Source organism: Salinisphaera aquimarina (genome assembly GCF_042643355.1).
GTDB classification, from domain to species: Bacteria; Pseudomonadota; Gammaproteobacteria; order Nevskiales; family Salinisphaeraceae; genus Salinisphaera; species Salinisphaera aquimarina.
The window spans coordinates 303,578-328,205 of sequence record NZ_JBHRSS010000004.1; the positions used below are offsets into that span (position 1 = coordinate 303,578).

At 64.2% G+C, this 24,628-nt stretch carries 21 protein-coding genes; 15 read left to right on the forward strand and 6 right to left on the reverse strand.

The window, feature by feature from the left end:
- The first annotated feature begins 9 nt into the window (after positions 1-9).
- Both lhgO and ACFOSU_RS11785 read left to right on the forward strand, forming a co-directional pair.
- The gene (lhgO, locus tag ACFOSU_RS11780) at positions 10-1,200 is read left to right on the forward strand and encodes an L-2-hydroxyglutarate oxidase (protein ID WP_380689824.1); all 1,191 of its coding nucleotides are present in this window, start codon (positions 10-12) and stop codon (positions 1,198-1,200) included.
- Positions 1,201-1,336: 136 nt separating this feature from the next.
- A complete protein-coding gene (locus ACFOSU_RS11785) occupies positions 1,337-1,966 on the forward strand; it encodes a flavin reductase family protein (RefSeq protein WP_380689826.1) in 630 nt (209 codons plus the stop codon).
- A 488-nt stretch (positions 1,967-2,454) separates the two neighbouring features.
- On the opposite strand, the gene ACFOSU_RS11790 is transcribed toward ACFOSU_RS11785, so the two are convergent.
- The gene (locus ACFOSU_RS11790) at positions 2,455-4,524 is read right to left on the reverse strand and encodes an AsmA family protein (protein ID WP_380689828.1); all 2,070 of its coding nucleotides are present in this window, start codon (positions 4,522-4,524) and stop codon (positions 2,455-2,457) included.
- A 167-nt stretch (positions 4,525-4,691) separates the two neighbouring features.
- Here ACFOSU_RS11790 and ACFOSU_RS11795 point away from each other — a divergent pair, with 167 nt between their 5' ends.
- The 6 genes from ACFOSU_RS11795 to lon all read left to right on the forward strand — a co-directional run bounded on the left by ACFOSU_RS11795 (position 4,692) and on the right by lon (position 10,492).
- Positions 4,692-5,057: an MliC family protein gene (locus tag ACFOSU_RS11795; RefSeq protein ID WP_380689830.1), complete on the forward strand. Its 366-nt coding sequence runs from the start codon at positions 4,692-4,694 to the stop codon at positions 5,055-5,057.
- A 116-nt stretch (positions 5,058-5,173) separates the two neighbouring features.
- Positions 5,174-6,268: a M42 family metallopeptidase gene (locus tag ACFOSU_RS11800; RefSeq protein WP_380689832.1), complete on the forward strand. Its 1,095-nt coding sequence runs from the start codon at positions 5,174-5,176 to the stop codon at positions 6,266-6,268.
- A 253-nt stretch (positions 6,269-6,521) separates the two neighbouring features.
- Positions 6,522-6,866, forward strand: coding sequence for a CidA/LrgA family protein (locus tag ACFOSU_RS11805; RefSeq protein WP_380689834.1), 345 nt, complete (start codon positions 6,522-6,524; stop codon positions 6,864-6,866).
- Position 6,867: 1 nt separating this feature from the next.
- Complete coding sequence (locus tag ACFOSU_RS11810; RefSeq protein ID WP_380689836.1) at positions 6,868-7,590, forward strand: LrgB family protein; 723 nt, start codon at positions 6,868-6,870, stop codon at positions 7,588-7,590.
- Between the two features lie 74 nt (positions 7,591-7,664).
- Positions 7,665-8,069, forward strand: a complete 405-nt coding sequence (locus tag ACFOSU_RS11815) for an Hsp20/alpha crystallin family protein (RefSeq protein WP_380689838.1) — start codon at positions 7,665-7,667, stop codon at positions 8,067-8,069.
- Positions 8,070-8,071: 2 nt separating this feature from the next.
- The gene (gene lon, locus ACFOSU_RS11820; RefSeq protein WP_380689840.1) at positions 8,072-10,492 is read left to right on the forward strand and encodes an endopeptidase La; all 2,421 of its coding nucleotides are present in this window, start codon (positions 8,072-8,074) and stop codon (positions 10,490-10,492) included.
- Positions 10,493-10,511: 19 nt separating this feature from the next.
- Here the strand turns inward: lon and ACFOSU_RS11825 are convergent, their stop codons facing one another.
- Both ACFOSU_RS11825 and ACFOSU_RS11830 read right to left on the reverse strand, forming a co-directional pair.
- Positions 10,512-12,029: a DHA2 family efflux MFS transporter permease subunit gene (locus ACFOSU_RS11825; RefSeq protein ID WP_380689841.1), complete on the reverse strand. Its 1,518-nt coding sequence runs from the start codon at positions 12,027-12,029 to the stop codon at positions 10,512-10,514.
- Between the two features lie 171 nt (positions 12,030-12,200).
- The gene (locus ACFOSU_RS11830; protein ID WP_380689843.1) at positions 12,201-13,115 is read right to left on the reverse strand and encodes a LysR family transcriptional regulator; all 915 of its coding nucleotides are present in this window, start codon (positions 13,113-13,115) and stop codon (positions 12,201-12,203) included.
- Between the two features lie 102 nt (positions 13,116-13,217).
- Here ACFOSU_RS11830 and ACFOSU_RS11835 point away from each other — a divergent pair, with 102 nt between their 5' ends.
- From ACFOSU_RS11835 to ACFOSU_RS11845, 3 genes are all read left to right on the forward strand, one after another.
- A complete protein-coding gene (locus ACFOSU_RS11835; protein WP_380689845.1) occupies positions 13,218-16,622 on the forward strand; it encodes a molybdopterin-dependent oxidoreductase in 3,405 nt (1,134 codons plus the stop codon).
- Positions 16,623-16,710: 88 nt separating this feature from the next.
- Positions 16,711-17,646, forward strand: coding sequence for an ornithine cyclodeaminase family protein (locus tag ACFOSU_RS11840; protein WP_380689847.1), 936 nt, complete (start codon positions 16,711-16,713; stop codon positions 17,644-17,646).
- Positions 17,647-17,676: 30 nt separating this feature from the next.
- Positions 17,677-18,993: a short-chain fatty acid transporter gene (locus ACFOSU_RS11845; protein ID WP_380689849.1), complete on the forward strand. Its 1,317-nt coding sequence runs from the start codon at positions 17,677-17,679 to the stop codon at positions 18,991-18,993.
- A 66-nt stretch (positions 18,994-19,059) separates the two neighbouring features.
- Here the strand turns inward: ACFOSU_RS11845 and ACFOSU_RS11850 are convergent, their stop codons facing one another.
- Together ACFOSU_RS11850 and ACFOSU_RS11855 are read right to left on the reverse strand one after the other, a co-directional pair.
- Positions 19,060-19,626, reverse strand: a complete 567-nt coding sequence (locus ACFOSU_RS11850; protein ID WP_380689851.1) for a gamma-glutamylcyclotransferase — start codon at positions 19,624-19,626, stop codon at positions 19,060-19,062.
- 31 nt (positions 19,627-19,657) lie between these two features.
- Positions 19,658-20,581, reverse strand: coding sequence for a recombination-associated protein RdgC (locus ACFOSU_RS11855; RefSeq protein ID WP_380689852.1), 924 nt, complete (start codon positions 20,579-20,581; stop codon positions 19,658-19,660).
- Positions 20,582-20,888: 307 nt separating this feature from the next.
- Here ACFOSU_RS11855 and ACFOSU_RS11860 point away from each other — a divergent pair, with 307 nt between their 5' ends.
- From ACFOSU_RS11860 to ACFOSU_RS11875, 4 genes are read left to right on the forward strand one after another with little or no spacing between them, the layout of a single operon-like run.
- A complete protein-coding gene (locus tag ACFOSU_RS11860; protein ID WP_380689854.1) occupies positions 20,889-21,944 on the forward strand; it encodes an ABC transporter substrate-binding protein in 1,056 nt (351 codons plus the stop codon).
- Positions 21,945-21,998: 54 nt separating this feature from the next.
- Entirely contained in the window at positions 21,999-22,763 is a 765-nt protein-coding gene (locus ACFOSU_RS11865; protein ID WP_380689856.1) for an ABC transporter permease, read from the forward strand.
- Positions 22,760-23,494: an ABC transporter ATP-binding protein gene (locus tag ACFOSU_RS11870; RefSeq protein ID WP_380689858.1), complete on the forward strand. Its 735-nt coding sequence runs from the start codon at positions 22,760-22,762 to the stop codon at positions 23,492-23,494. Before ACFOSU_RS11865 ends, ACFOSU_RS11870 begins: the two co-directional genes overlap by 4 nt.
- 10 nt (positions 23,495-23,504) lie before the next feature.
- A complete protein-coding gene (locus ACFOSU_RS11875; RefSeq protein ID WP_380689860.1) occupies positions 23,505-23,810 on the forward strand; it encodes a DsrE family protein in 306 nt (101 codons plus the stop codon).
- Here ACFOSU_RS11875 and ACFOSU_RS11880 read toward each other — a convergent pair.
- Complete coding sequence (locus ACFOSU_RS11880) at positions 23,795-24,601, reverse strand: EAL domain-containing protein (RefSeq protein WP_380689862.1); 807 nt, start codon at positions 24,599-24,601, stop codon at positions 23,795-23,797. The two genes, ACFOSU_RS11875 and ACFOSU_RS11880, sit on opposite strands and share 16 nt — an antisense overlap.
- Between the last annotated feature and the right edge of the window lie 27 nt (positions 24,602-24,628).

A 24,628-nucleotide genomic window follows, 5' to 3' on the forward strand; every position in this document is an offset into this window, starting at 1 on the left:
AATCACCCCATGTACGACTATCTCATCATCGGCGGCGGCATCGTCGGCCTGGCCACCGCCCGCGAATTGTTGCGCCGCCAACCGGGCGCCCGCGCCGCGCTGCTGGAAAAAGAAGCCGAACTCAACGCCCATCAGACCGGCCACAATTCCGGTGTCATCCACGCCGGCGTCTATTACCCGCCCGGATCGATGAAGGCGATGTTCTGCACCGCGGGCAATGCCGCCACACGCGCGCTGTGCGACGCCCACGGCATCGCCTATCGCATCCCCGGCAAGCTGCTGGTCGCCACCAACGCGGCGGAGCTGGCCGGCCTCAAGGAACTGTGGACGCGTATCGGCGAAAACGGACTCCAACGCGAATGGCTCGACGCCGACGCGCTCAAGGAACGCGAGCCCAACGTGCGCGGCGTCGCCGCCATCCATGTGTCGAGCAGCGGTATCGTCGACTATCGCGCGGTCGGCGCCGCTCTTGCCCGCGAGTTCGAGCAGGCCGGCGGCGAGATCCTCTGCAACCGAGCGGTCACCGGTCTACAGGAATACGCCAGTGAGATCGTGGTCGAGACCGGCCACGAAAGCCTGCATGCCCACCGGCTGGTGGCCTGCGCCGGGCTGATGGCGGACCGCGTGGTCGCCATGCTCGGCATCGAGCCGGATTTTCGAATCTGCCCGTTTCGTGGCGAATATTATCGCCTGGCTGCGTCCCGGACCGATATCGTGTCGCATCTGATCTATCCGGTACCGGATCCGGCGATGCCGTTTCTGGGCGTGCATCTCACCCCCATGATCGACGGTTCGATCACGGTCGGGCCGAATGCCGTGCTCGCCCTGCGCCGCGAGGGCTATACCAAGTTCGATATCAGCCTGCGCGATACCGCCGCCATGCTCACCTTCCCCGGCATTCGCCGCATGTTGCGCGGCCATATCCGCCCCGGCCTGGCCGAGCTGAAGAACTCGCTGTCCAAGCGCGGCTACCTGGCCCAGGTGAATCGCTATTGCCCGGCCCTCACGCTCAATGATCTCGAAGCCCACCCGGCCGGCGTACGCGCTCAGGCGGTCACCCGCGACGGCACGCTGGTCGGTGATTTCCTGTTCACCGAAACACCTCGTTCGCTGCATGTCTGCAATGCGCCCTCGCCCGCGGCGACATCGGCCATGCCGATCGCGGAACATATCGTCGACAGGCTCGAGGCCAACGCCTGAGTGCCGCGGCCTCGCCCGCCCGCGTGGATATTTTTCTGAACGTCATACGACGCGCCGCGCGACGGCGTGAATCAGGTAGGCTTTCGGGTAATCGCTGCAACCGTCGCAGCCAGCGTTTCACGACCCGAGGGTGGACATGTCGGACGATATTCATTTCTATGAACCCAGGGCCGGCCACGGCCTGCCGCACAATCCGTTCAACGCCATCGTCGCTCCGCGGCCGATTGGCTGGATTTCGTCGGCCGACGAACACGGCACCCTCAATCTGGCCCCGTACAGCTTCTTCAACGCCTTCAACTACACGCCGCCGATCGTCGGTTTCGCCAGCGTGGGCTACAAGGACAGCGTGGCCAATATCGAACGCACCGGGGAATTCGGCTGGAATCTGGCCACCCGGCCGCTGGCCGAACAGATGAACGCCAGCTGCGAAGCCGTCGATCCGGACGTCGACGAGTTCGCGCTCGCCAATCTCACGCCGACGCCGTCGCGGGTGATCGGCGCACCGCGGGTGGCCGAAGCGCAGGTATCGTTCGAGTGCCGGTTGAGCCAGCTGATTCGCCTGACCGGCGCCGACGGCACCGAAACCGAGACCTGGCTGGTGCTCGGTGAAGTCGTCGGCGTACATATCGCCAGACATCTGCTGGTGGACGGCGTCTACGACACCGCTGCCGCCGCGCCGATTCTCCGCGGCGGCGGCCCGGCCGATTATTTCGAGATCACAGCCGAGGCGCTGTTCAAGATGCACCGGCCGAATCAGGAGCGCTGAAATCGCTCGTGCCGCCGGGGTGTCGGAATGGTCACTTCGCGTCGGACACTAGGAGCTACGCACCGGGGCCACGGGCAAGAGCGAGAATTTATCCGCAGATGACGCAGATATACGCAGATTCAATACAGGCGTTCGGCGTCTTTTTTCCCTCGATTGGGTATGAGACCCACCCGGTTTGACTGGGCAGGGTCACGCTAACCGGATGCCTCACGCAAAGGCGCGACGGCGCACTGGAACAATGGACTTGTATTACAGGCTGGGTCTTACGATTCTTGGCGTCTTCGCGACTTTGCGTGAAACGGTTTTACTTGAATGGCTCTGATGTCTGGATCGACATCGAAATAGCGAGCTTAGCGTTGTACGTAACAAGTTTCTTCTGCGTACATCTGCGGATAAGACCTGCCTGTATTCGTTTGTTTTTGAGTGCGAGCCAGCGACTTTTCGCGGCACGCAGCAATTCAACGCCGCTCAGAATGGCGTTCGCCTGATCAGCTGCCCGAGCCACCGGACTTCTTCTCCGCGGCCTTGATCTGCTGGAGTACCGGTGCGCACTGGTTTTCCTCGCCGCTGGTGGGTGAGATCAGCGCCAGCAGCGATGCCGCCGGCGTCGCCACCACGCCGAGGGCGACCGCGGCCGCGCCGCGCGCGAGCAGCGGCTTGGCCTCTACCCCTGGTGAAGGGTTGGCGAACGTGCCGTGCACGTACAACGGCGAGCGCAGCGTGAACAGGCGCGGACCCTTGCTCTTGGGGGTGATGGTCAGATCCAGGTCTTCGGTGGCGAAGTCGGTATCGCCGGTGATGTTGATGATCGCGTTTTCGGTATCGAAGACAAAGACGTTGGGCGTGGCCAGCCCTTTCTTGATCGGGATATCCGCCGCCGCGCAGTTGATCTTAACCTGCTCGTCGCCGAACAGTTTGCCGACGATGAAATTGCCCACGTTCAGGCCCGCCAGCTCCATCAGATTGCGGCTGATCGCGCCGCGGTTGATGAGCACGGTCAGTCGGCCGTCGCCGCCACCCAGCAGCGCGGCGACCGAGTTGCCGGTGCCGCTGAACGTGGCATCGCCGTTGATCTGACCGAGGCTGCCATCGAGCGCTTCGACCGCCGGCACCATCTGATCGAGTTGCATCCGGCGCGCATGCAGATCCACCCGGCCTTTCATCGGTGACTCGTTGCCGGACAGGCGCAGCGTGGTGTTGAGGTTGCCGCCGGCCACGCCGAAACTCAGCGGATCGAGCAGCAGCGTGCCGTCATTAAGCACCAGATGGGTGTGCAGATCGGTAAGGGGCAGCGTATCGCCGTGTTCGATGCGCTTGGCCCGGAATTTGACGTCGGCATCCATATCCGACCAGCGCTCGGTGTTGAATTCCTCCACCGGCAGCACCTTGTCCGCCGGCTGGCGGCTTTCCACGCCGCGCTCTTCCTTGTGCTCGTTCGAATCGGCCCCGATCAGGGGCGCCAGGTCGGCAAAACGAAGCTGTTTGGAGACTACGTCGCCGCTGAGTTTCGGGCGTGCGCCGGCCTGATCGTAGACCAGCGTGCCGCCGATATCGCTGTCGCCGATCTGGCCGCCGAAATCGCGATACGCAAACCGCGAGCCCTTGGCGGTATCGAACTTCACCTGGAGATGGCCGTGGGTGGAATACGGCGGCGTGGCCGGCAGCGTAATGCCGGTCAGAGCATAGAGGTTGTCGAGACTCTGACCCGAGAACGACAGATCGAGATCGGCGCCGCCGAAGTTCAGCGGTTGCGTGATCGTGCCGGCGACCTGCACACGCGTGCTGCCGGAGCGCACGTCCGCCTGGACCGGGAACGGCTGATCGGCGCTCTGCATGGCAAGCACGCCGCCCAGTTTGCCACTGCCCGACAGCGGCGCGCCCTTGTAGCGCCCGTCGATCTTCCAGCCGAACACATAGTCGCCGACGTTCACGTCGGCGTCGTCATCGGCGGCGCCGGTGATCTGAGAGAAGGGCACCGCCTTGCCCAGCGGATCGACCTGGATCTCGAAATCGGCGTCGAGGGTGGCGTCCTGAAAATGCACGTTGCCCTGGTCGAAGACGAGCGCGTCCATGGATACCGTCCAGGCGGAGGGCGCGGCGTCCTCTTTCGGCGTCTCCTCGCTGCCGAGATCGAACGTCCAGTTGTCCTTGCCGTCGGCGCGACGGATCAGGTCGGCGTCCGCGCCGGCTACCTGAATGCGGGGAATCGATACCCGCTGCGACAGCAGCGGCAGCGGCGACAGCCATACGTCCACGCGTTTGACCGTGGCCATTGTCTTTTCGTCGAAACTCTCCGGGTTGCCGAGCATGACGTCTTCGGCGTGCACATGCGGCCACGGCACCCAGGCCTTGAAGCCGCCGGCATCACGCTGGCGTTCCCAGTCGAGGCCGAGATCACCGCGAATGGCGAACGGCCGGTGCAGCGCGGCCGAGACCTGCTCGTTGATCATCGGCTTGACCCGATTCCAGTCGAAGAACGTCAGCAGCAACACGACCACGACCAGTACGACGACGATCAGGCCACCGATCCCGATTCCGATTTTGCGGCCACGTTTCACTATAGAGCCTCCGGCTAAGCCACTGTTTTCACGCGGCTCAAATTAGCATCAATTCGCCAATCGCGGCGTGCCGCAGGCGACTCGGCAGATCGGCGCGGGTATGCGATGCTTGCAAACACCTTTCACTGTATTGGCCAGCCATGCCCGCAAAATCCACTGTCGTCATCTTGGTTTCACTCGCAACGCTCGGTCTGGCCGCCTGCGCGCCGGACACGCTGCCCGCGCGTCCGCCCAATGCAACCCGCGCGCCGGCGCAACAGACCCAGGCGATCACCCTGTCGCGCTATGCCTGCGACAGTGGCACGAAGATCAGCGCCAGCTATCCCACCACCGACGACGCGGTGGTCCAGTACCAGGGCACGACCTACCAGATGCGCGTCGCGCGCTCGGCCGATGGCGCCCGCTATGTCGGCGATGCGCTGGAATGGTGGACCCGTGGCACCGGCCCGGGCGCCGAGGGCACGCTCTACGAACATGCCGACGACGGCAGCACCGGCGACCCGATCGAAAGCTGCGAGCAGGTCGAATCCTGATCCCGGCGCGGGTCGCGCCGAACCCGCTTGAACGGGCACCGGTGCAGGCCGACAATAGCGGGCTGTATTTCCGGTTCGAGCGGCACGACCCCGCCCGACGACAACGAGACCCCTGAATGGCCGCCAAGAAATCGATACTCACCGACGACTCGCTGGATTTTCTCGAGCGCTATCTCAACAACGCCTCGCCCACCGGCTATGAAAAACCCGGCCAGAAACTCTGGATGGACTATCTGCGTCCCTATGTCGACGAGTTCATCACCGACCCCTACGGCTCGGCCGTCGGCGTGATCAATCCCGACGCCGAGTACAAGGTCGTCATCGAAGGCCATGCCGACGAGATCGCCTGGTATGTGAACCACATCACCGATGACGGCCTGATCTACGTGCTGCGCAACGGCGGCAGCGATCACCAGATCGCCCCGTCCAAGCGGGTGAATATCCATACCAAAAACGGCATTGTCGACGGCGTGTTCGGCTGGCCGGCAATCCATACCCGTAATCCGACCAAGGAGAAAGCGCCGAGTACCGATACGATCTTCATCGACGTCGGCGCCAGTGACAAGGATCAGGTCGAGGCCATGGGCATCCACGTCGGCTGCGTGGTGAACTACCCGGACGAGTTCTTTGTGCTCAACAAGGACAAGTTCGTCTGCCGTGCGATCGACAACCGCATGGGCGGCTTCATGATCGCGGAAGTCGCGCGCCTGATTCACGAGTCCGGCAAGCGGCCCGATTTCGGCCTCTATGTGGTCAACTCGGTACAGGAGGAAGTCGGCCTCAAGGGTGCGGGCATGATCGCCACGCGTATCAAGCCGGACGTGGCAATCGTCACCGACGTCACCCACGACACCACCACGCCGATGATCGAACAGAAGAAGCACGGCACCGCCAAGATCGGCCAGGGGCCGGTGATCACCTACGCGCCGGCGGTCCAGAACAACCTGCGCGAGCATCTGATCGCCACCGCGGAAAAACAAAAGATCCCGTTCCAGCGCATGGCCAGCGCGCCGGCGACCGGCACCGACACCGATGCCTTTGCCTACAGCAACGAAGGCGTGCCCTCGGCGTTGATCGCGCTCGCGCTGCGCTACATGCACACGACGGTGGAGATGGTGCATCGCGACGACGTTGAAAACGTCATTCGCCTCATCCACGAGTCGGTGAAGACGATCACGCCCGGCGAGACGTTCACCTACTTCGACGACTAGACCGACAGCGAACGTCCTCCATCAGGCCCGGCAGTCATGTCGGGCCTTTTTATTGCCCGACGACCGTTTCACGCAAAGACGCCAAGACGCGAAGAAGACAACATAGCGGTCCGTCGACAGTCGTACTTCTTTTGTGCGCCTCGGCGGCTCTGCGTGAGGAACGCTTTCTTATCAAGCTACCCGTTCGGTGCGCCGGGTCGAAGCCTACCGAGTTTCGTACATAATCAAGTCCTGCTCTTGTTGGGGAGTCGCAATGATCGGAAGTCTGGCCGCCCTGCTTTTATTTCAACTCGCCGGCGAGGTGTGCGTGCGTCTGACCGGGCTGCCGTTGCCCGGTCCGGTGCTGGGCATGATCCTGCTGTCCACTGCCCTGTTGATTCGTGGTCACACGCCCGTGGCGTTTTCCAACACCAGCCGTGGATTGCTGAACTACCTGGCGCTGCTGTTCGTGCCGGCCGGCGTCGGCATCATCACCCATCTGGCCCGGGTCGCCGATGAATGGATCGCGATCGCCATCACGTTAGTGGTGAGTACGGCCCTGACCATGGTGGTCACCGCGTTCACCCTGCGCGCGCTCATGCCGCGCAAGGACGCTTGAGGTGGGCGGCAGCATCAGCCGTATCTGGGTCTATCTGGCGGAAACGCCGCTGCTGTGGCTCGCCGTCACCCTGATCGTGTTCTGGCTGGCCCAGCGGCTGTATCGAAGCACGCACGATTTTCCGTTGCTCAACCCGGTGCTGGTGAGCGTCACAGTGCTGGTGCTCGTGCTGCTGGCGACCGGCACGCCCTACCACGCCTATTTCGATGGCGCCCAGTTCATCCATTTCCTGCTCGGCCCGGCCACCGTCGCGCTGGCCGTCCCATTGGCCACGCAGGCCCAGGAACTCAAGCGGCTGTGGTTGCCGATCGCGATCGCTCTCACCGCCGGCTCGGTCACCGCCGTTTTATCCGCCATGGCGCTCGGCTGGGCGCTGGGGCTCACGCCCGAAACCCTGCTGTCGATGCTGCCGAAGTCGGTCACCACGCCGATCGCGATGGGCGTGGCCGACGAGATCGGCGGACTGCCCTCGCTCACCGCCGTGCTGGTCATCCTCACCGGCATCACCGGCGCGGTGATCGGTATTCCGCTGCTGCGCCTGCTGGGGCTGCGTGATCCGGTGGCCAAGGGGTTCGCGATCGGCGTGGCCGCCCATGGCATCGGCACCGCGCGCGCGTTCGAGCACAGCGAACGCGCGGGGGCTTTTTCCGGACTTGCCATGGGGCTCAACGGTGCGCTGACGGCCCTGCTGGTGCCACTGCTGGTCTGGCTATTCGGATTCTAGCCGACGGCCGAGGCCGCTTGTTTCCGAGCGCGGGCGTCGCTATGTTCCGCGCAGTGACGCAAGCGGAGTCTGCGATGTCAGTTGACGATCTCGACACCTGGATGTGGGCGCATGCCATACGGGGCCAGGAACGCGCCGAACGGATACAGCGGCAGTTCTTTCGCCGTGCCAGCCCGCGCCCGCGACGCCAGTGGGAGCCGCCGGTGGATGTGTTCGAAACCGCAGACGCGGTCTACGTCATCGTCGCCCTGCCCGGCGTGTCGGAGGACCGGCTGACCGATCTGGAAATCCGCGGCGATATCCTGTTCGTGGCCGGCGAGCGGCGTGTACCCGCCCCCGCCGGCGATGCGGTACTGCACCGGCTGGAGATTCCGCACGGACATTTCGAACGGCGTGCCGTGCTGCCGTGGGCGCGATTGGTCATCGTGGCCCATGAGCTGCGCGACGGCTGCCTCTATCTGACCCTGAGCAAGCGTTAGCCATGAGCGAATCCCACAGCGACCCCAATAACGAAGCGCCCCAGGTGACCGAGGGCCCGAGCACTACGCTGGTCTACAACCAGAAGACGCCGCCGCGCCCGGACACGATCACGATTCTGCCGATGCAGGAGACGGTGATCTTCCCGGAACTGGTCATGCCCGTGATTCTCGATCGCCAGCCCTCGATCGAGGCCGCCCAGCGCGCGGCGCGCAGTGAGCAGCCGGTCGGCCTGGTGCTGGCCGACACCGATGCGGAAAAAGACGATATCCGCGACGCCCTGCACAAGATCGGCACCGTCGCCAATATCCTGCGCTATGTCACCGGCAACGACGGCCGTCATCATCTGGTCTGCCAGGGCGTGTCGCGTTTCAAGATCCGTGAATTCGGCGAGGACGAGCACGGCGCCCTGACCGCCAAGGTCGTCTGGATCGACGAGCCCGACCCGGAAGGCGACAAGCAGATCGATGCGCGCATGACCAATCTGCGCAACCGCGCGCTGGAAGCCATCGAACTGATGGAGCAGCCCTCGCGCGAACTGGCCGGTGCCATTGGCTCGATCGAGTCGGCGGCGCTGCTGGCCGACGCCACGGCCGGCTATCTGGGCCTCAAACCCAAGGAAAAACAACAGATTCTGGAGGCGGTCGAACTGGAACCACGGCTGGACCTGGTGCAGTCGTTCCTCGACTACCGACTCGAGGTCATGCGCCTGTCCAAGGATATCAACCAGGCCACCCAGCAGCGCATGTCCGAACACCAGCGCAAGGCCATGCTGCGCGAACAGATGCGCTCCATCCAGCGCGAGCTGGGCGAGGATGACAGCGTCGCCGAGGAAGCCGAACGGCTGCGCGAAGCGCTCGACAAGGCCCGCCTGCCCGAAGACGCCGCCGAGCAGACCGACCGCGAACTCAAGCGTCTCGAGCGCATGTCCGAGTCGTCGGCGGAATACTCGATGGTGCGCACCTACCTGGAGCTGATGGCCGAACTGCCCTGGGACATCACCTCCGAAGACGCCATCGATATCAAACGCGCACGCGAGATTCTGGACGAGGACCACTACGGGCTGGACAAGATCAAGCGTCGTATTCTCGAGCATCTGGCCGTGCACAAGCTCAACCCGGACGGCAAGGCGCCGATTCTGTGTTTCGTCGGACCGCCCGGCGTGGGCAAGACGTCGCTCGGCCGCTCGATCGCCCGTGCCATGAACCGCGAGTTCGTACGCGCCGCGCTCGGTGGCGTCCACGACGAATCCGAGATCCGCGGCCACCGCCGCACCTATGTCGGCGCAATGCCCGGCAGCATCATCAGCCAGTTGCGTCGCGCGGGCACCCGCAACCCCGTGTTCATGCTCGACGAAATGGACAAGCTAGGCGCCTCGGCCCACGGCGACCCGGCCTCGGCCCTGCTGGAAGTGCTCGACCCGTCGCAGAACGACAGCTTCAACGATCATTACCTGGGCACGCCGTTCGATCTGTCCAAGGTGATGTTCATCGCTACCGCCAACGTGCTCGACACCATTCCGGGGCCATTGCGCGATCGTATGGAAGTCATCGAGCTGCCGGGTTATACCCGCGAGGAGAAACGCCATATCGCCCAGCGTTATCTGGTCGACCGCCAGCTCGAACAGGCCGGCCTCGACCGCAGCCAGTGCGATATCAGCGATGCCACCCTGGACACGCTGATCGCCGGCTATACGCGCGAGGCGGGCCTGCGCAATCTCGAGCGTCAGATCGGCGCGATCGTGCGCCATGCCGCGGTCCAGGTCGCCGAAGGCGCGACCGGCCCGGGCACCATCGAGCCCGACGATCTGCAGGCCATCATCGGCGCACGCCGCGTCGAGGACGAGGTGGCCCTGCGCACCAGCGTCGCCGGCGTATCGACCGGTCTGGCCTGGACGCCCGCCGGCGGCGATATTCTGTTCGTCGAGGCCAGCCGATCGCCCGGGTCCGGGCGGCTGACCATCACCGGTCAGCTGGGCGACGTGATGAAGGAATCGGCGCAAGCCGCCCTGTCGCTGGTCAAGGCACGCGCCGAAGCGCTCGGCATCGAGCAGGAACGCCTCGACAAATCCGATATCCATATCCATGTGCCGGCCGGCGCGATCAAGAAGGACGGCCCCAGCGCAGGCGTGGCGCTTTATACCGCGCTGGTATCGCTGCTGACCGATCGCAAGGTACGCGCGGATGTAGCGATGACCGGCGAGATCAGCCTGCGCGGCCAGGTGCTGCCGATCGGCGGCGTGAAGGAAAAGACGCTCGCCGCGCATCAGGCCGGCATCAAGACGGTGATGCTGCCCGAACGCAACCGCAAGGACGCCGACGACATTCCCGACAACGTACGCGAGGCCCTGGACATCCGTTACGTCGCCGAAGTCGACGACGCCATCGCGATTGCGCTGGAGGCGCCGGTCGAAGCCCCCGCCTGAGGTCAGACGTGCGCGCGCATCATTCCGGCCGCGCGAACCAGATCAGCACGGTCAGACCGATGAACAGCCAGCCGGCGAGCCAGTAGGCGTCGTTGAGCCCCATGAGGGCCGCCTGGCCGCTGATCTGTTCGGATAGATGCGACAACGCCTGCTCGTGGTTCATGCCCAGATCCTGTGCCCGCTCGAACCATGCCTGTGTACTCGGCGCGAGCCCATCAATCGATTCGGTCAGATGATGGTCATGCAGATCGCTGCGCCGGTGCCAGACCACCTGCGCGAGCGAGGTGCCCGCCGACAGCGCCAGCAGACGCATGAAGTTGAACAGCCCGGAAGCGCTGGCGAAGCGCTCGCTGGGCAGACCCGCCATCGACAGCGTCAACAGAGGAATCAGGAACAGCGCCGAAGCAATACCCCAGGGCAGGCGCGTGATGAAGATCTGTGCGAACGTGATCTGCGGGCTCGCATCCGCCTTCAGAAACGATACGACCGCGAAGATCAGAAACCCCACGGTCACCAGAATGCGCGGATCGAAACGATCGCTGAGCCGCCCGGCGATCGGCGCGCACAGCACGGCACCGACGCCGAGCGAGGCGGTGGCCATGCCCGCCCAGGTGGCGGTGTAGCCGTGATAGGTCTGCAGCCACAGCGGCAGGATCACCACGCCGCCGAAATAAGTCATGTAGCCCAGCGTGATCGCGATCGACGCGACCAGAAAATTGCGCCGGCCGAACAGCGCCAGGTCGAGCACCGGATTGTCGTCGGTCAGCTCCCAGACCAGCAGAAAAGCAGCGGCCACGACAGCCACCACCGCACAACCGACGATGAAGTTCGAATCGAACCAGGCCTTGTCGCTACCCTGATCCAGCATCACCTGCAGAGCGATGACCGCGACGCTGAGCAACAGCAGGCCGACCAGATCCATGCGCTGACCCTGCACGCGCGTATCGGGCGTGCGGTCGGCCAGCAGCAGCCAGGTCACCAGGGCCGCGAGGATACCGATCGGCACGTTGAGATTGAATATCCACGACCAGTGATAGCTGTCCGTGATCCAGCCGCCCAGAATCGGCCCGGCGACGGGGCCCACGACAATCATCATCGCCCAGATGCCGTTGGCGAAGCCGTGCCGGCTGCGCGGGAAGTTGGCGAGCAGCAGACTCTGCGACAACGGCATCACCGGGCCTGCCGCCACGCCCTGGAGTGCGCGCGCCGCGACCAGCATGGGAAACGTCGTCGCCAGCCCGCACAACAACGAAAACGCCGTGAATGCCAGTGTGGAGAGAATGAACAGCCGCAGCTCGCCCACCCGGCGCGCCATCCAGCCGGTGACCGGCAACAGGATCGCGCGCGCCGCGCCGAACGCGGTGATGATCCATGTGCCGTGATCCGCGCTCACGCCCAGGTCGCCGGCGATATTGGGCACCGACACATTGGCGATGGAAATATCCAGCGCCCCCATGAAGACGGCCAGCGAGAGCGCCACGGTCAGAACCACCAGTTGCGCGCGCGGTAGCGGCGCGGGTTCGACGGTGCGGCTCATCTATGATCCGGGCTATTTCGAAGCAGCTTATTAGCTGCATATTACACGCACAAATGACGAGATATAAATGTGCGCGCTGCGCGCAGTCGCCGCGTCAAGAAAGTCGATGTGAAAACAATCGACCGCAAGCCGTCTGCATCGGTATCCGGATTACAACACTGCCTGCGCCTGTCAGGACTGCTGATCGAGCAGCGCGTCTCGCTTGAGGTTGTGGCGCAGCATGTTCACGAACGCCTGTTGGCGCGTGCCCATGGCGTCGCCCGAATGAATGACGCCGATATCCATACCCGGAACCTCGTCGTCCAGTCGGCGGCGGGACAGATGTTCGCCGTCCAGAGTCCATGGACGAAAAACGAGATCCGAGAGGATGGTTATCCCGCCTTTCTGTCCGACCATGCTGCGCACCGCCTCGATGGAATGGCTGCGAAAAACGATCTCGGGTTTGGCAGCGCTGGCGCCCCAGTAGCGCTCCCAGGTACGCACATGCTCATCCATCTCGAGCAGCACGAAAGGATATTTGGCAACGTCTGCCAGCACGATTCGGGGTTGTTGCAGCAGAGGATGGCCCGCGGCGAGCCATAGATTCCGGGGCGATGTAAACAACGCCTCGCAGGTCAGCGCGCTGGTCGGCGACAGATTGTCCGTGACCATCAGTCCTATATCGATACGGGCATTGGCCACCTGGGCCTGCATTCCGTCCACGCTGTCTTCGATGTAATGGATAGCCAGCCCGGGGAGCATTGTCTTCTGCCAACGGAGCACCCGCGGCAACAGATACGCTGAAATGGTTTCGGTCACGCCCACATTCAATTCGCCCGTCAGTTCGGCGGGCACATCATCCAGGCTCACCCGCGCCGCTTCCACGGCCTGCAGGATACGGACCGCATGCTGCTGCAACTGACGACCGCTCTGCGTGGGCGTCAAGCCATGGGCGTGACGCACGAACAGCGATTTGCCAACGTCCCGTTCGAGCTTCCGCAGAGACGCAGACATCGACGGTTGCGAGATATGGCAATGCTGAGCCGCACGCGAGAGCGTGCCGGCCTCGGCAATTGCCAGGAAATGGCGCAGCTGTTGGATCTTCACGTATAGATTTTACCTATATAACGCTTTCGAAAATACATATTAGATTAATCGGCGCTCGACTCGGTAGGGTGAATTCATGCCTATTCCGCTTTCCCTGCCGTCGTGACACGCACACTGTCCGGTTATTGCACGCTGTGCCGTTCACGCTGTGGCACGCTCAATACCGTGGACGGCGATCGCCTGACTGCGGTCGAGGCCGATCCCGGGCATCCCACCGGCCAAGCCACCTGCGCCAAGGGCCGCGCAGCGCCGGAACTCGTTCATAGCCGCGAGCGTATTCTCTATCCGATGATGCGCACCGGCGCCAAAGACGCCGAAGACCCCGGTTGGCAGCGCATCAGTTGGGACGACGCCCTCACCCGTATCACCGACCGATTGGCGCACTACCGCGATCGGCACGGTGCGGAGAGTGTGGCGTTTTCGGTGACCACCCCCAGCGGCACGCCCATGTCGGACAGCATCGACTGGGTCGAGCGGTTCATCCGCCTGTACGGCAGCCCGAATACGATCTACGCCACCGAATTGTGCAATTGGCACAAGGACCACGCGCATGCCTTCACTTTCGGTTGCGGCATGCCCGTGGCCGACTACAGCCGCGCCCACCTGAATATCCTCTGGGGACATAATCCGGCAACCGTCTGGCTCAGCCAGGCAGGCAAGCTGGCGGATCAGAAATCGAGCGAGCGCAAAGCGCTATTGGTCATCGATCCGCGCGAGACTGCACACGCACGCAACGCGGATCTGTGGCTGCGTATCCGTCCCGGCACGGACGGCGCTCTCGCGCTCGGACTGGCCAATGTGCTGATCGAACGGCAGGCTTACGATACGCAATTCATCCGGCGCTGGACCAATGCGCCGCTGCTGGTCGACGATGCCAGCGGCCGCTTTGTGCGCGCCGAGGCGATCACAGCAGGCGCGACCGGCTTCCTGGCCTGGTCAGCACCCGCGCAACACGCGGTGATCGTCGATACGCAGCAGGCAATCGACGCCGAGCTTTCCACACAACTGGCACTCGACGGAACCCATCGAATCATGCTCGAGGGTGGCGGCGCCATCAGTTGCCGTCCTGCATTCGAGCACTATCGCAAGGCCTGCGCGGCATGGTCGGTCGAGCGCACTGCTGCTGCCACCGGGCTCGCAGCGGCCGAGATCGAACAGGCGGCCGATATGCTGATCGCTGCCGGGCAGGCGGTCAGCTATCACGGCTGGACCGGCATCGGACAACACAACAACGCGACCCAGACCGAGCGTGCTATCGCCACGCTCTATGCACTCACCGGCAGTTTCGATCGCATCGGCGGCAATCGCATCTACGGGCCACTACCATGGCGGCGCGTCAATGACCTGTCACTGCTCGACGAAGGCCAGCGCCGCAAGGCACTCGGCTACGAAAAACGTCCGCTCGGCCCGCCGGCCTCCGGCTGGGTGACGGCAGGCGACGTCTACGACGCCATCCTCGAGCGCAAGCCATATGCAGTCCGCGCGCTGTTCGGCTTCGGCGCCAATTTCCTGGTCTCCCAGCCAGACCCGGAACGCGGAGAGCAGGCTCTTCGATCGCTGGAATTCCATGTGCACTGCGATCTTTTCCATACCCCGACCAACGCCTACGCCGATATCCTGCTGCCGATCAATACGCCCTGGGAACGCGAGGGCCTCCGGCCGGGCTTCGAGATCGATGCCGAAGCGGCGGCGCATGTGCAATTGCGTCAGCGCATGGTGCCGCCGCGCGGCGAATCGCGTGCCGATTATGACGTGGTAATGGCGCTGGCGTGCCGACTGGGGATGTCAGCTCAATTCTTCGATGGGGACATCGTTGCCGGCTGGAATCACATGCTGGCGCCACTCGGGCTCGATATCGCCACGCTGCGGGCGCAGCCGCGAGGGCGCCGGGTGGCGCTCGACAGCAGCGAGTGCAAGTACGCCAAACCGACCGGCGACGGCAATGTCGTCGGCTTCGATACCCCCACACGACGCGTGGAGTTCTATTCGGAAAAACTGCATGCGCACGACTACCCAGCCGTGCCGCAGATCAGTCTCCCAACCCCGAACGGCAGCGCGCTGCCGCTGACACTGATGACCGCCAAGGATGGCTATTACTGCCACTCCCAGCACCGACAGATTGGATCGCTGCGGCGCCGGTCGCCTTGTCCTCGAGTGGCCATTTCACCGGCGCTGGCGGCGCAACGCGGCTTCGAAGAGGATCAGTGGGTAGCCGTTTCCGGGCCGGTGGGCCGCGCCCGGATGCGCGTACATATCGACCGCGCACTGGATGACGGCGTCGTTGTCGCCGACTACGGCTGGTGGCAGGCCTGCGACGACCTCGGACTACCGGGCGCTCCGATTCACGGGCCGACGAGTCGCAACATCAACGCCGTCTTCGACGCAACGGATCGGGATCCGCTCAGCGGCGCGATCGCGCTTCGATCCGGCGCTTGCGATCTGCAAGCGATCGACACAAATCCCCACTGGCCCGGTTTCCGGCCGCTGCGGGTCGCGGGCGTCGAACGCGAAACCGACGACGTGGTCTCGATCCGGCTGTGCGCAACCGACGGCGGAGCGCTGGCCGGCTTTCAACCCGGCCAGCATCTGCCGCTACGATTCGAGATGACCGACGGACACCGGCTTGAGCGCTGCTATTCACTGTCTGGCGTCGCCTCGCCCGCGCCCGAAGAATATCGTATCAGCGTGAAACGCCTGTTCTCACCTTCGAGCGACAGGCCTGCCCTAGTCTCGCATCACGTCAACAATGCGCTGAAAGTCGGTGACCACGTCTGGGCACGGATGCCGGCCGGCCGTTTCACTTTGCCGCGCTGCCATTCGGCACCCATCGTGTTGATCGCCGGCGGGATCGGCATCACGCCGTTCCTGTCTCTGCTGGAAAGCCTCGCTTACGACGGCGCCGCGACCATGCCCGATATCTGGCTGGTCTATGCCAACCGCAACAGCCAACAACACCCCTTCCGCGCGCGCATCGATGCGCTAGCAGAACACCTGCCACGGCTGACGCTGATCAACGTCTACAGCAAACCATTGGCCCACGACAGGCTGGGCCGCGACTACGTCCACGCCGGCCGCATCGACGACACGCTGATCGACCCATACTGGCTGAGCCGGCGAGCCCGTTTTTATCTGTGCGGCCCGGGCACGATGATGACCCAGCTACGCGAACGCCTCCTCCGTCACGGTGTATTTGCCTTCGAGATTTTCTCTGAAACCTTTGCGCCGCCGGAAACAGCCGATCTTTCCGCGCTCGAGCCACGCCGGATATACCTGACTCGCTCGGACGTCACGCTGACCTGGACACCCGATCATGGCTCGATTCTGGCTTGTGCCGAGCACAATGGCATCGAGCTGCCGAGCGGCTGCCGGGCGGGCCAGTGTGAAAGCTGCGCCCTGCGTCTTGTTGCCGGGCGGGTACATACCGACGTCGCGCTGGACGCACTCGACAGCGACACCTGTCTTACCTGCCAGGCCGTGCCACTCAGCGATATCGAGCTGGACGCATGAACAGGACTGCCAGCCGTGGTCCGGGTCGGCGGTCCGGCGCAGACCAAGACACCATATCCATCCGTTTTCATCACGATCGACTACCGCCATGCTGACTATCGACGCCGACACCGCTCAAGGCTGCCTACCCTTCGACCGCCTCGTGCCGGCGCTGCGCGACGCTTTTATTGCGGGCTGTGAAGTCCCACCGCGCCATCATCATCACGGTGTGGGCAACGCCGACGACAGCACCCTGTTGCTGATGCCGGCCTGGTCTGGCGCCTATATGGGCATCAAGCTGGTCAGCGTCTTTCCCGGTAACGGCCAGCGCGGATTGCCCGGCCTTCATGCCAGCTACCTGCTTTGCGATGCAGATACCGGCCAACACCTGGCCCTGATCGATGGCGATCAGATCACCGCGCGGCGCACCGCTGCGGCGTCGGCACTGGCGGCGTCCTATCTGGCCCGGGCCGATTCGAGGACGCTGCTCGTTCTGGGCGCCGGCCGTATCGGTTCGCTGATGGCCGCGGCCTATCGCAGCGTTCTGCCCATCGAGCGGGTTGCGGTGTGGAATCCCACTGACGCCAATGCACAGCGGCTCGTGGACGAACTCAACGAGCAGGGATTCGAAGCCGAAGTCGCTGACGATCTGGAAGCCGCGGTCTGCGCCGCCGATTGCATCAGTAGTGCCACGCTATCCACCACCCCGCTGATCAGTGGCGCCTGGCTGCGGCCGGGTACGCACGTCGATCTGATCGGCAGTTTTTCGCCGACCATGCGCGAAGCCGACAACGACGTCTTCACCGGCAATAGCGTGTTCGTGGATGCACCCACCGCCCTGCATGAAAGCGGCGATCTCATCGACCCACTCAATGCCGGTTGCCTGACGGCCGACCAGATCAGAGCCGATCTCGCCGCTCTGTGCCAGGGCACGCACCCGGGCCGTGACAACGACGCCGAGATCACGGTCTTCAAGGCGGTCGGCACCGCCCTCGAGGATCTGGCCAGCGCCACACTCATTTATTCCACTTATCGCAATACCTGAGTTTTTTAACCACCTGGGGGACTTCATGCCATGCTGAAGAAAATCACCGGCGGCTGTGTACGCCTGTTTGATCGCTACCTGCCCGATCCGCTCATTCTCGTTCTGCTGATCACCCTGATCGTGTTCGCCGCCGGAATGATCTTCGAGGGCCACGGTCCGATCGCCATGCTCGGCTACTGGCAGGACGGCTTCTGGAATCTGCTCAGCTTCGCGATGCAGATGACGCTCATGCTGGTGACCGGGTTCACCGTGGCCAAGACGCCGCTGTTCATGAGCCTGGTGGACCGAATCGCCAGCGTCACCAAGACGCCGGGCCGCGCGGTGGTCACGGTAAGCTTCATCACGCTCGTGGTCACCTGGTTCAACTGGGTTATCGGGCTCGTGATCGGCGCGATTCTGGCGCGTGAGCTTGCCCGCCGGGTCGAGAACGTCGACTACCGCCTGCTGGTGGCCAGTGCCTACTCCGGGTTCATCATCTGGCATGCCGGCCTCTCGGCCGCCGCGCCGCTGGTGATCGCGACCCCCGGGCATTTTCTCGAAGACAAGATCGGGCTCATTCCAACCGGCCAGACCATCTTCAGCCCGCTGAATCTGACCATCTGTCTTGCCATCCTCATCGTCCTGCCTCTGACTTGCCGACTACTGATGCGCAGTATCGACAAGCCGGTGACCGTCTCCGCGGACCAGCTCAACGACGAGCGGCCGGTGACCGATGGGAACACACAGGTTACCCGCCCCGCAGAACGCATCGAGCATTCGCGATGGCTTGCCTGGATCAGCGCTGCGCTGGGTTTTGCCGCAGTGCTGGCCTACGCATTCAACGGTGGCGGGCTCAATCTGAATATCGTCATTTTCGTGCTCATCTTTCTCGGCCTCGCCTTGCACGGCAGCGCCCGGAATTTCCTCGACACGCTCGACGAGGCCGTACGCGGCGCCACCGGCGTGCTGATTCAGTTCCCTTTCTATGCCGGCATCATGGGGATGATGAGCGCTTCCGGCCTGGCCGCAGATCTGGCCCAGGGGTTCGTGAGCGTTTCGTCGGCCCACACACTGCCAGTGCTCAGTTTCCTGTCCGCCGGGGTGATCAATATCTTCATTCCGTCCGGCGGCGGTCAGTGGGCAGTTCAGGGCCCGATTCTGGTCCAGGCCGCGCAATCGGTAGGCGCCAACATCCCCGACGTGGTCACCGGCTTCGCCTGGGGCGATGCCTGGACCAACATGATTCAGCCGTTCTGGGCCCTGCCCGCGCTGGCGATTGCCGGCCTCAAGGCCCGGGACATCATGGGCTTCTGTGTGATCATCATGGCCGTGACCGGCGTGGTGATCGCGGCCCTGCTGCTGATCTAACCCATCCTGTTCGACGCTCGCCGGGCCTTTGCCACCCACGCATCCAAGCCCGGCGGGCGGGCCGATCTAGCCTTCGATCTGGCGCAAACACGTCTCGATATCGAAGACATGCGCGTCGTCGGCGTCCAATCCGCGCAGCGCGTCGGCGAGGTTGAGCAGATAGTCGCGATTGGCGCCGCTGGGACCCTGCGATCGTGCGATCTGGTCAGCGATGGCGTCGGCCGGGGCGTCGCCCAGCCAGGCCTCGTTCTGCGGCGTGGCGATATAGACCAGGCCGTCGGCGTGGTCACCGTCGGCAAACGTCATGTCGGTGGAAAAACGCAGATAGCCGTTCTTCTCGCGATGATCGAGATAGCCGAACACCGCCGGCGTGATCAGGTACGCCATGCCCATGCAGGTGGCACCCGGCGCCTCGACCAGCGTGACGACCCGGCCCGGCGCTTCGGGCGTACCGCGATGGTCGTGCGAGCCCTGCCAGAAACGCCGCTGCCAGCCCTCGATAGAGGCCGGGCGGCGCTCGATATAGTCGAAGCCGGCCTTGTAGATCAGCGAGCCGTAGCCGAACAGCCAGAGTTGTTCCCGATCCTCGAACTGCGCGGCACGGCGGTTGGCCTCAATCGTGTTGAACGACATGGCGTGCCCCGTACCGCGCGGCCGAAAACGCTCAGGCGGCCTGGGCGTTGGCGGTGCCGGCCACGCCGAAGTGCGTGTATACCCGATCCAGCAGGCCGCGAATCACCTGTCCTTGCAGGCTCAGGCGCGCATGCAGTTCGGCCACGGCATCCTCGGTATCCAGGTTGTCGATGTCTTCCTGGATGAGATCCAGCGCACGCAGGCGCTTGAGATCCAGATTCTCGTCCAGATCGAACTCGATGGCGTCATCGACCGACAGATTAAGACGCACGACGTGCATGCCCGAGGCGACATGCGCGAGCACCTCGTCGCGCTGCAGGTCCATGGCGCTCACGCGCACGCTCGACTTGGTGTCGTCGTTGGCTTCCAGCGCACAGCGATCGCCGCATTCAAAGCCGTTGGGCAACTTGGCCGGCTCCTGCAGCCAGCTGGTCATCTCCTCCGCGGGCGACACCGCCGGCGACGGCCGGGTGACCGGCAGGCTGCCGAGGGCCGTACGCAGGCTGGCGACGATATCCTCGGCGCGTTTTTCGGCTGAACAATCCACCCAGACGCGATTATCGCGCAGGTCCATGATCAGATGCGTGCGGCGCGAGCGGGTGAACGCCCGCGGCAACAGTTCGAAGTGGGCCTGATCCTTGATGTCGGCGCGTTCACGACGGCTGACCTTGCGGCCCTCCCCGGTCTCGATGCGTTCGACGCGTTCCTCGACTTCTTCGTTGAGCACCGCGGACGGCAGCACCCGCGACACCTCCTGATGCAGACACACGGCCAGATCGTCGACCACATAGACCATGGCGTGCTCGCCCTTGATCGGCGGCACGAAACCCTGGGTACTCGGGTGCTGATCGCCGCAGGGCGGGCACAGCGCCGCGGCCAGTCGTTCCTCGAGCTCGGCGGCGGTCCAGCCAAAACGCTCGGAACCCAGAAAGACGCACAGATTACGTATCCACATGATGAACTCGACCGATGTTTTTTTGAATGCGACTCGCGCTGCTAGAACTGCATCGCGAGTGGTGAAGAAGGCGCAAGTGGGCGCGACCATACCCAACCCGGCGCAGCGGCTCAAGCAACCGCTGTGGTTGCAAGCAACGCCCGCCGGTCTGTCGCCCACAAGCGCGCTATGGCACTATGCGCGGCGCGCAGCAACGCCCCTGGCCTCGCCTGCGAGCGGCGTTATAACGACAGAACAAGCGCTTCTTTGCAAACGGCGATCCACGCCGCTAACTACAGCCATCAATCTCTGCCGGCCTGATCACCTCATGTCTCGAATCTCGATGCGGTTTTCACCGCCACGCGCTCTTGTCGTGTTGTTCATCCTGCTCGTGCTGGCGGCCTGTTCCGCCGACAGCGACAGCGGCACGGCCAGCGCGGAGATCGGCTACATGCCGATCCTGCCCGACGCCCAGCTGTTCGTGAATCTGGAAGACGGCTCGCTCGCGGATGCCGGCATCGAACCGAAACTGGTGTCGTTCCAGAACGGCCCGGCGATGGTGCAGGCGCTGCTCGGCGGCCAGCTCGACATCGCCTATTTCGGCATCGGCCCGACGATGGTGGCACGCGGCAAGGGCGCGGACATCAAGGTCGTGGCCTCGAACATCATCGAGCAGATCAGCTTTGTCGCCCTGGGCGACTTGGCGCCTTATTTCGATGACGGCGACCCGGCCACCGCGTTTGCCCGCTTCGCCGCGGACACCGGCCGCAAGGCACGAGTGTCGACCTTCCCCGTCGGTTCGGTGCCACAGACCGTGCTGCAGTACTGGATCCGCAAACAGCTGGGCGCGAACCCCGACGACGTCGACGTGATTTATCAGGGCGCGTCACAAGTGCAGCAGTCGCTGCTCACCGGCGCCGTCGACGGCGCTGCGATTCTCGAGCCGGTGGTATCGATCGTGAAGCACCGCATGCCCGATGCCCGCGTCGTTGCCCGCGGCGAGCAGATGTTCCCCGGTCAGCCCGGCGCGGTCGTCGCCGTGCGCGCCGCGTTCATCGAGGCCCATCCCAAGGTCGTGCAGAAGCTGGTCGCCGCCCATGCCCGGGCCAGCGCGCAGCTGCGCGCCGGCGACGATGACGCCATCGACGCGGTACACAAGTATGTCGGCGGCGGACGGCTGCCGCGCGAGATCGTGGCCACCGCCGTGCACAACTCGGCGGACAGCTTCGTCGCCGACCCCAACCGCATCGTCGACGGCACCCGCCGCATGCACGACTTTCAGGCAGAGATCGGCACCCTCAAGGCCGATCTGGATATCGATACGCTGTTCGATACCCATTTCTACGATGCAATCGATACGGCGCAGGCCGTCGCCGGCCAGTAACCGGCGGTGAGCGCGCATCCGCAAACAACGCGCCGATCGACGCGGGCCTCTTCCGTGCCGGCGGCCGCGTCCTCTCTGCGCCGTCCCGCGCTGGGCGTGGCCGGGGTGGTGGCATTCATCGCGCTGTGGAAGCTGGCGTACGTATTCAACTGGGCGCCGCGCGGCACGATCCCCGACCCGTTCTCCATTCCCGCCGCGCTGCTCTCGGAATGGCAAGGCGGTCGGCTGCTGCCGGCGATCGGCTCCAGCCTGATTCACTATATCTGGGGCCTGGGCGTGGGTACGGCATTGGGCTTCGGGGTCGGCCTGATGGCCGCCAGTTCGCGTCTTTTCGACGACGTCCATTACATGTTGGCGCGCGTACTGCGCCCGATTCCGCCGCTGGCCTGGGTCATCTTCGCCATCGCCTGGTTTCAGGTCAGCCACGCGGGCGCGGCGTTCGTGATTTCGATCGGCGTGTTCTGGGTCAACTATTTCGCCACCGCATCGGGCGTGCGCGACGTCGATCCGCGCTACTACGAACTGGCGCGTGCCTTTGGCCACGGCGGTTTTCTCAAACGCATCACCAGCATCACCCTGCCGGGCGCGATGCCCAGCATCCTGTCCGGCATGCGCACCGGCGTCGGCCAGGCCTGGATGACGCTGATCGCGGCCGAACTGCTCGGCGTGCCGGGCATGGGCCAGGAAATGAACTCCGCGGCCGGCGTCGGCGCCTACGATTCGGTCGTGGTCTATATGCTCGCCATCTCGTTGATCTACACGCTCTCCGACGGTCTGTTCGCGCTGGTCGAGAACCGAGCATTGCGGTGGCGGCCATGAGCGCCCCGCTCGTGCAGCTCGAGGACGTCGCCTATCACTATCCGGGCAGCCAGCAGCCGGTATTCGAGCATCTCGATTTCAGCATCGGCGCCGGTGAATTCGTCGCCCTGGTCGGCGGCTCCGGGGTGGGCAAGTCGACGGTTCTACGCAATGTCGCCGGGCTGATCCAGCCCAGTGGCGGCGTCATTCACACTCCCGCCCGACCCGGACGCGGCACCCGGCCCAGTGCTTTCGTGTTTCAGGACACGCGCCTGCTGCCCTGGCGGCGCCTGCGCGCCAACGTCGGCTATGGGCTGTCGGGGCTGGGGCTGTCCCGCGCTCAACGCGAGGCACGCGTGGACGAGGTGCTGGAACTGATCGGCATGGCCGATTTCGGTGATCGCTGGCCACACGAGATTTCGGGAGGACAGGCCCAGCGCGTCGGGCTGGCCCGCGCCCTGGCCGTACGCCCGAATATCCTGCTGATGGACGAGCCGTTCTCTGCTGTGGATGCCTTGACCCGCGCGCGCCTGCAGGACGAACTGCTGTCCATCTGGCAACGCCTGGGCATGGCGGTGCTTTTCGTCACCCACGATATTCAGGAGGCGGCCTATCTGGCCCAGCGCGTATGCGTGCTGCGTGGTGCACCGGCACGCATCGTCTTCGACGAGGCGGTATCGGTCGGCCATCCGCGCGAACGCGAGAGTACGGATCTGCAAGCCTTCGCCGCGCGCGTGGCACACGCTCTTTAAGGAATCGAGAATGATCGACCAGCCACCTCGCCTGATCATCCATGCCGCCGACGAAGCGTCGCTTTCCCGCGCGCGCAGTAATGCCGCGAATTTCCTGGCTGCGGTCGACAACGGCGTGGTCGAGATCGTGATCAATGCAGACGCGGTGGCGCCGGCGCTCGCCACACCGCACGCCACCGACACACATCTGCGCGTATGTGCCAACACCCTGCACAACCAGCAGCTCGAGGCCCCGGATCATCTCGTGCAGGTCGCCGCGGCGGTGGTCTACATAACCGACCGACAGCGCGACGGCTGGGCCTACATCCGCGCCTGAGCCCGTTCCGACCAGCTGTCGGCAGCGCACACCATTTCCAGCAGCGCCGGATCCCAGACCGGCAGCTGCTCGATCGCGGGACGGGCATACAGATAACCCTGCTGCAGATCGATCCCGCGCTGATACAACCAGCGGGCTTCGGCCACCGTTTCCACGCCTTCGGCGATCATCCCGGTACCCAAGCCGCGGGCCAGCACGATGATGCTGTCGACGATCGCCTGCTTGCGCGGCAGATGATCCACGCCATCGATGAAACGACGATCGATCTTGAGCCAATCGGGGGTGAGTTCTACCAGCAACTCCAGATTGGCGAAGCCGGTACCGAAATCGTCCAGGGCGGTCTGAAAACCCATCGCACGATAGGAACTCACGATATTCTGCAGATGCAGGCGATCGCGTACCAATTCGGTTTCGGTTATCTCGAAGCTGATCTTGTCGGTCGGCCAGCCCACGCGACGTGCGGCCTCGAGGGTAGCCTGAATACAGGCCTGCGGGTCGTAGACCGCGTTGGGCAGGAAATTGATCGAGAGCGCACTCTGCAGGCCCAGAGCATGCGCAATTTCTATCGCCTTGACTCGGCAGGCCTGGTCGAACCGGTACAGCGTGCGCTCGTCGACGCGCGAGAGAATCTCGAACGCCGACTCACCGGCGGTGCCGCGTACCAGCGCCTCGTAGGCATGGACAACGCCTTGCCGAACATCCACGATCGGCTGGAAAGCCATCGTGAAATCGAAATCGAGGGCCCCCTCGCAGCGTTTGCATTCGTGCTCGTTTCTGGCACATCCCGCCATCGCAATCTCCGTATCTCGTTCCCCGCC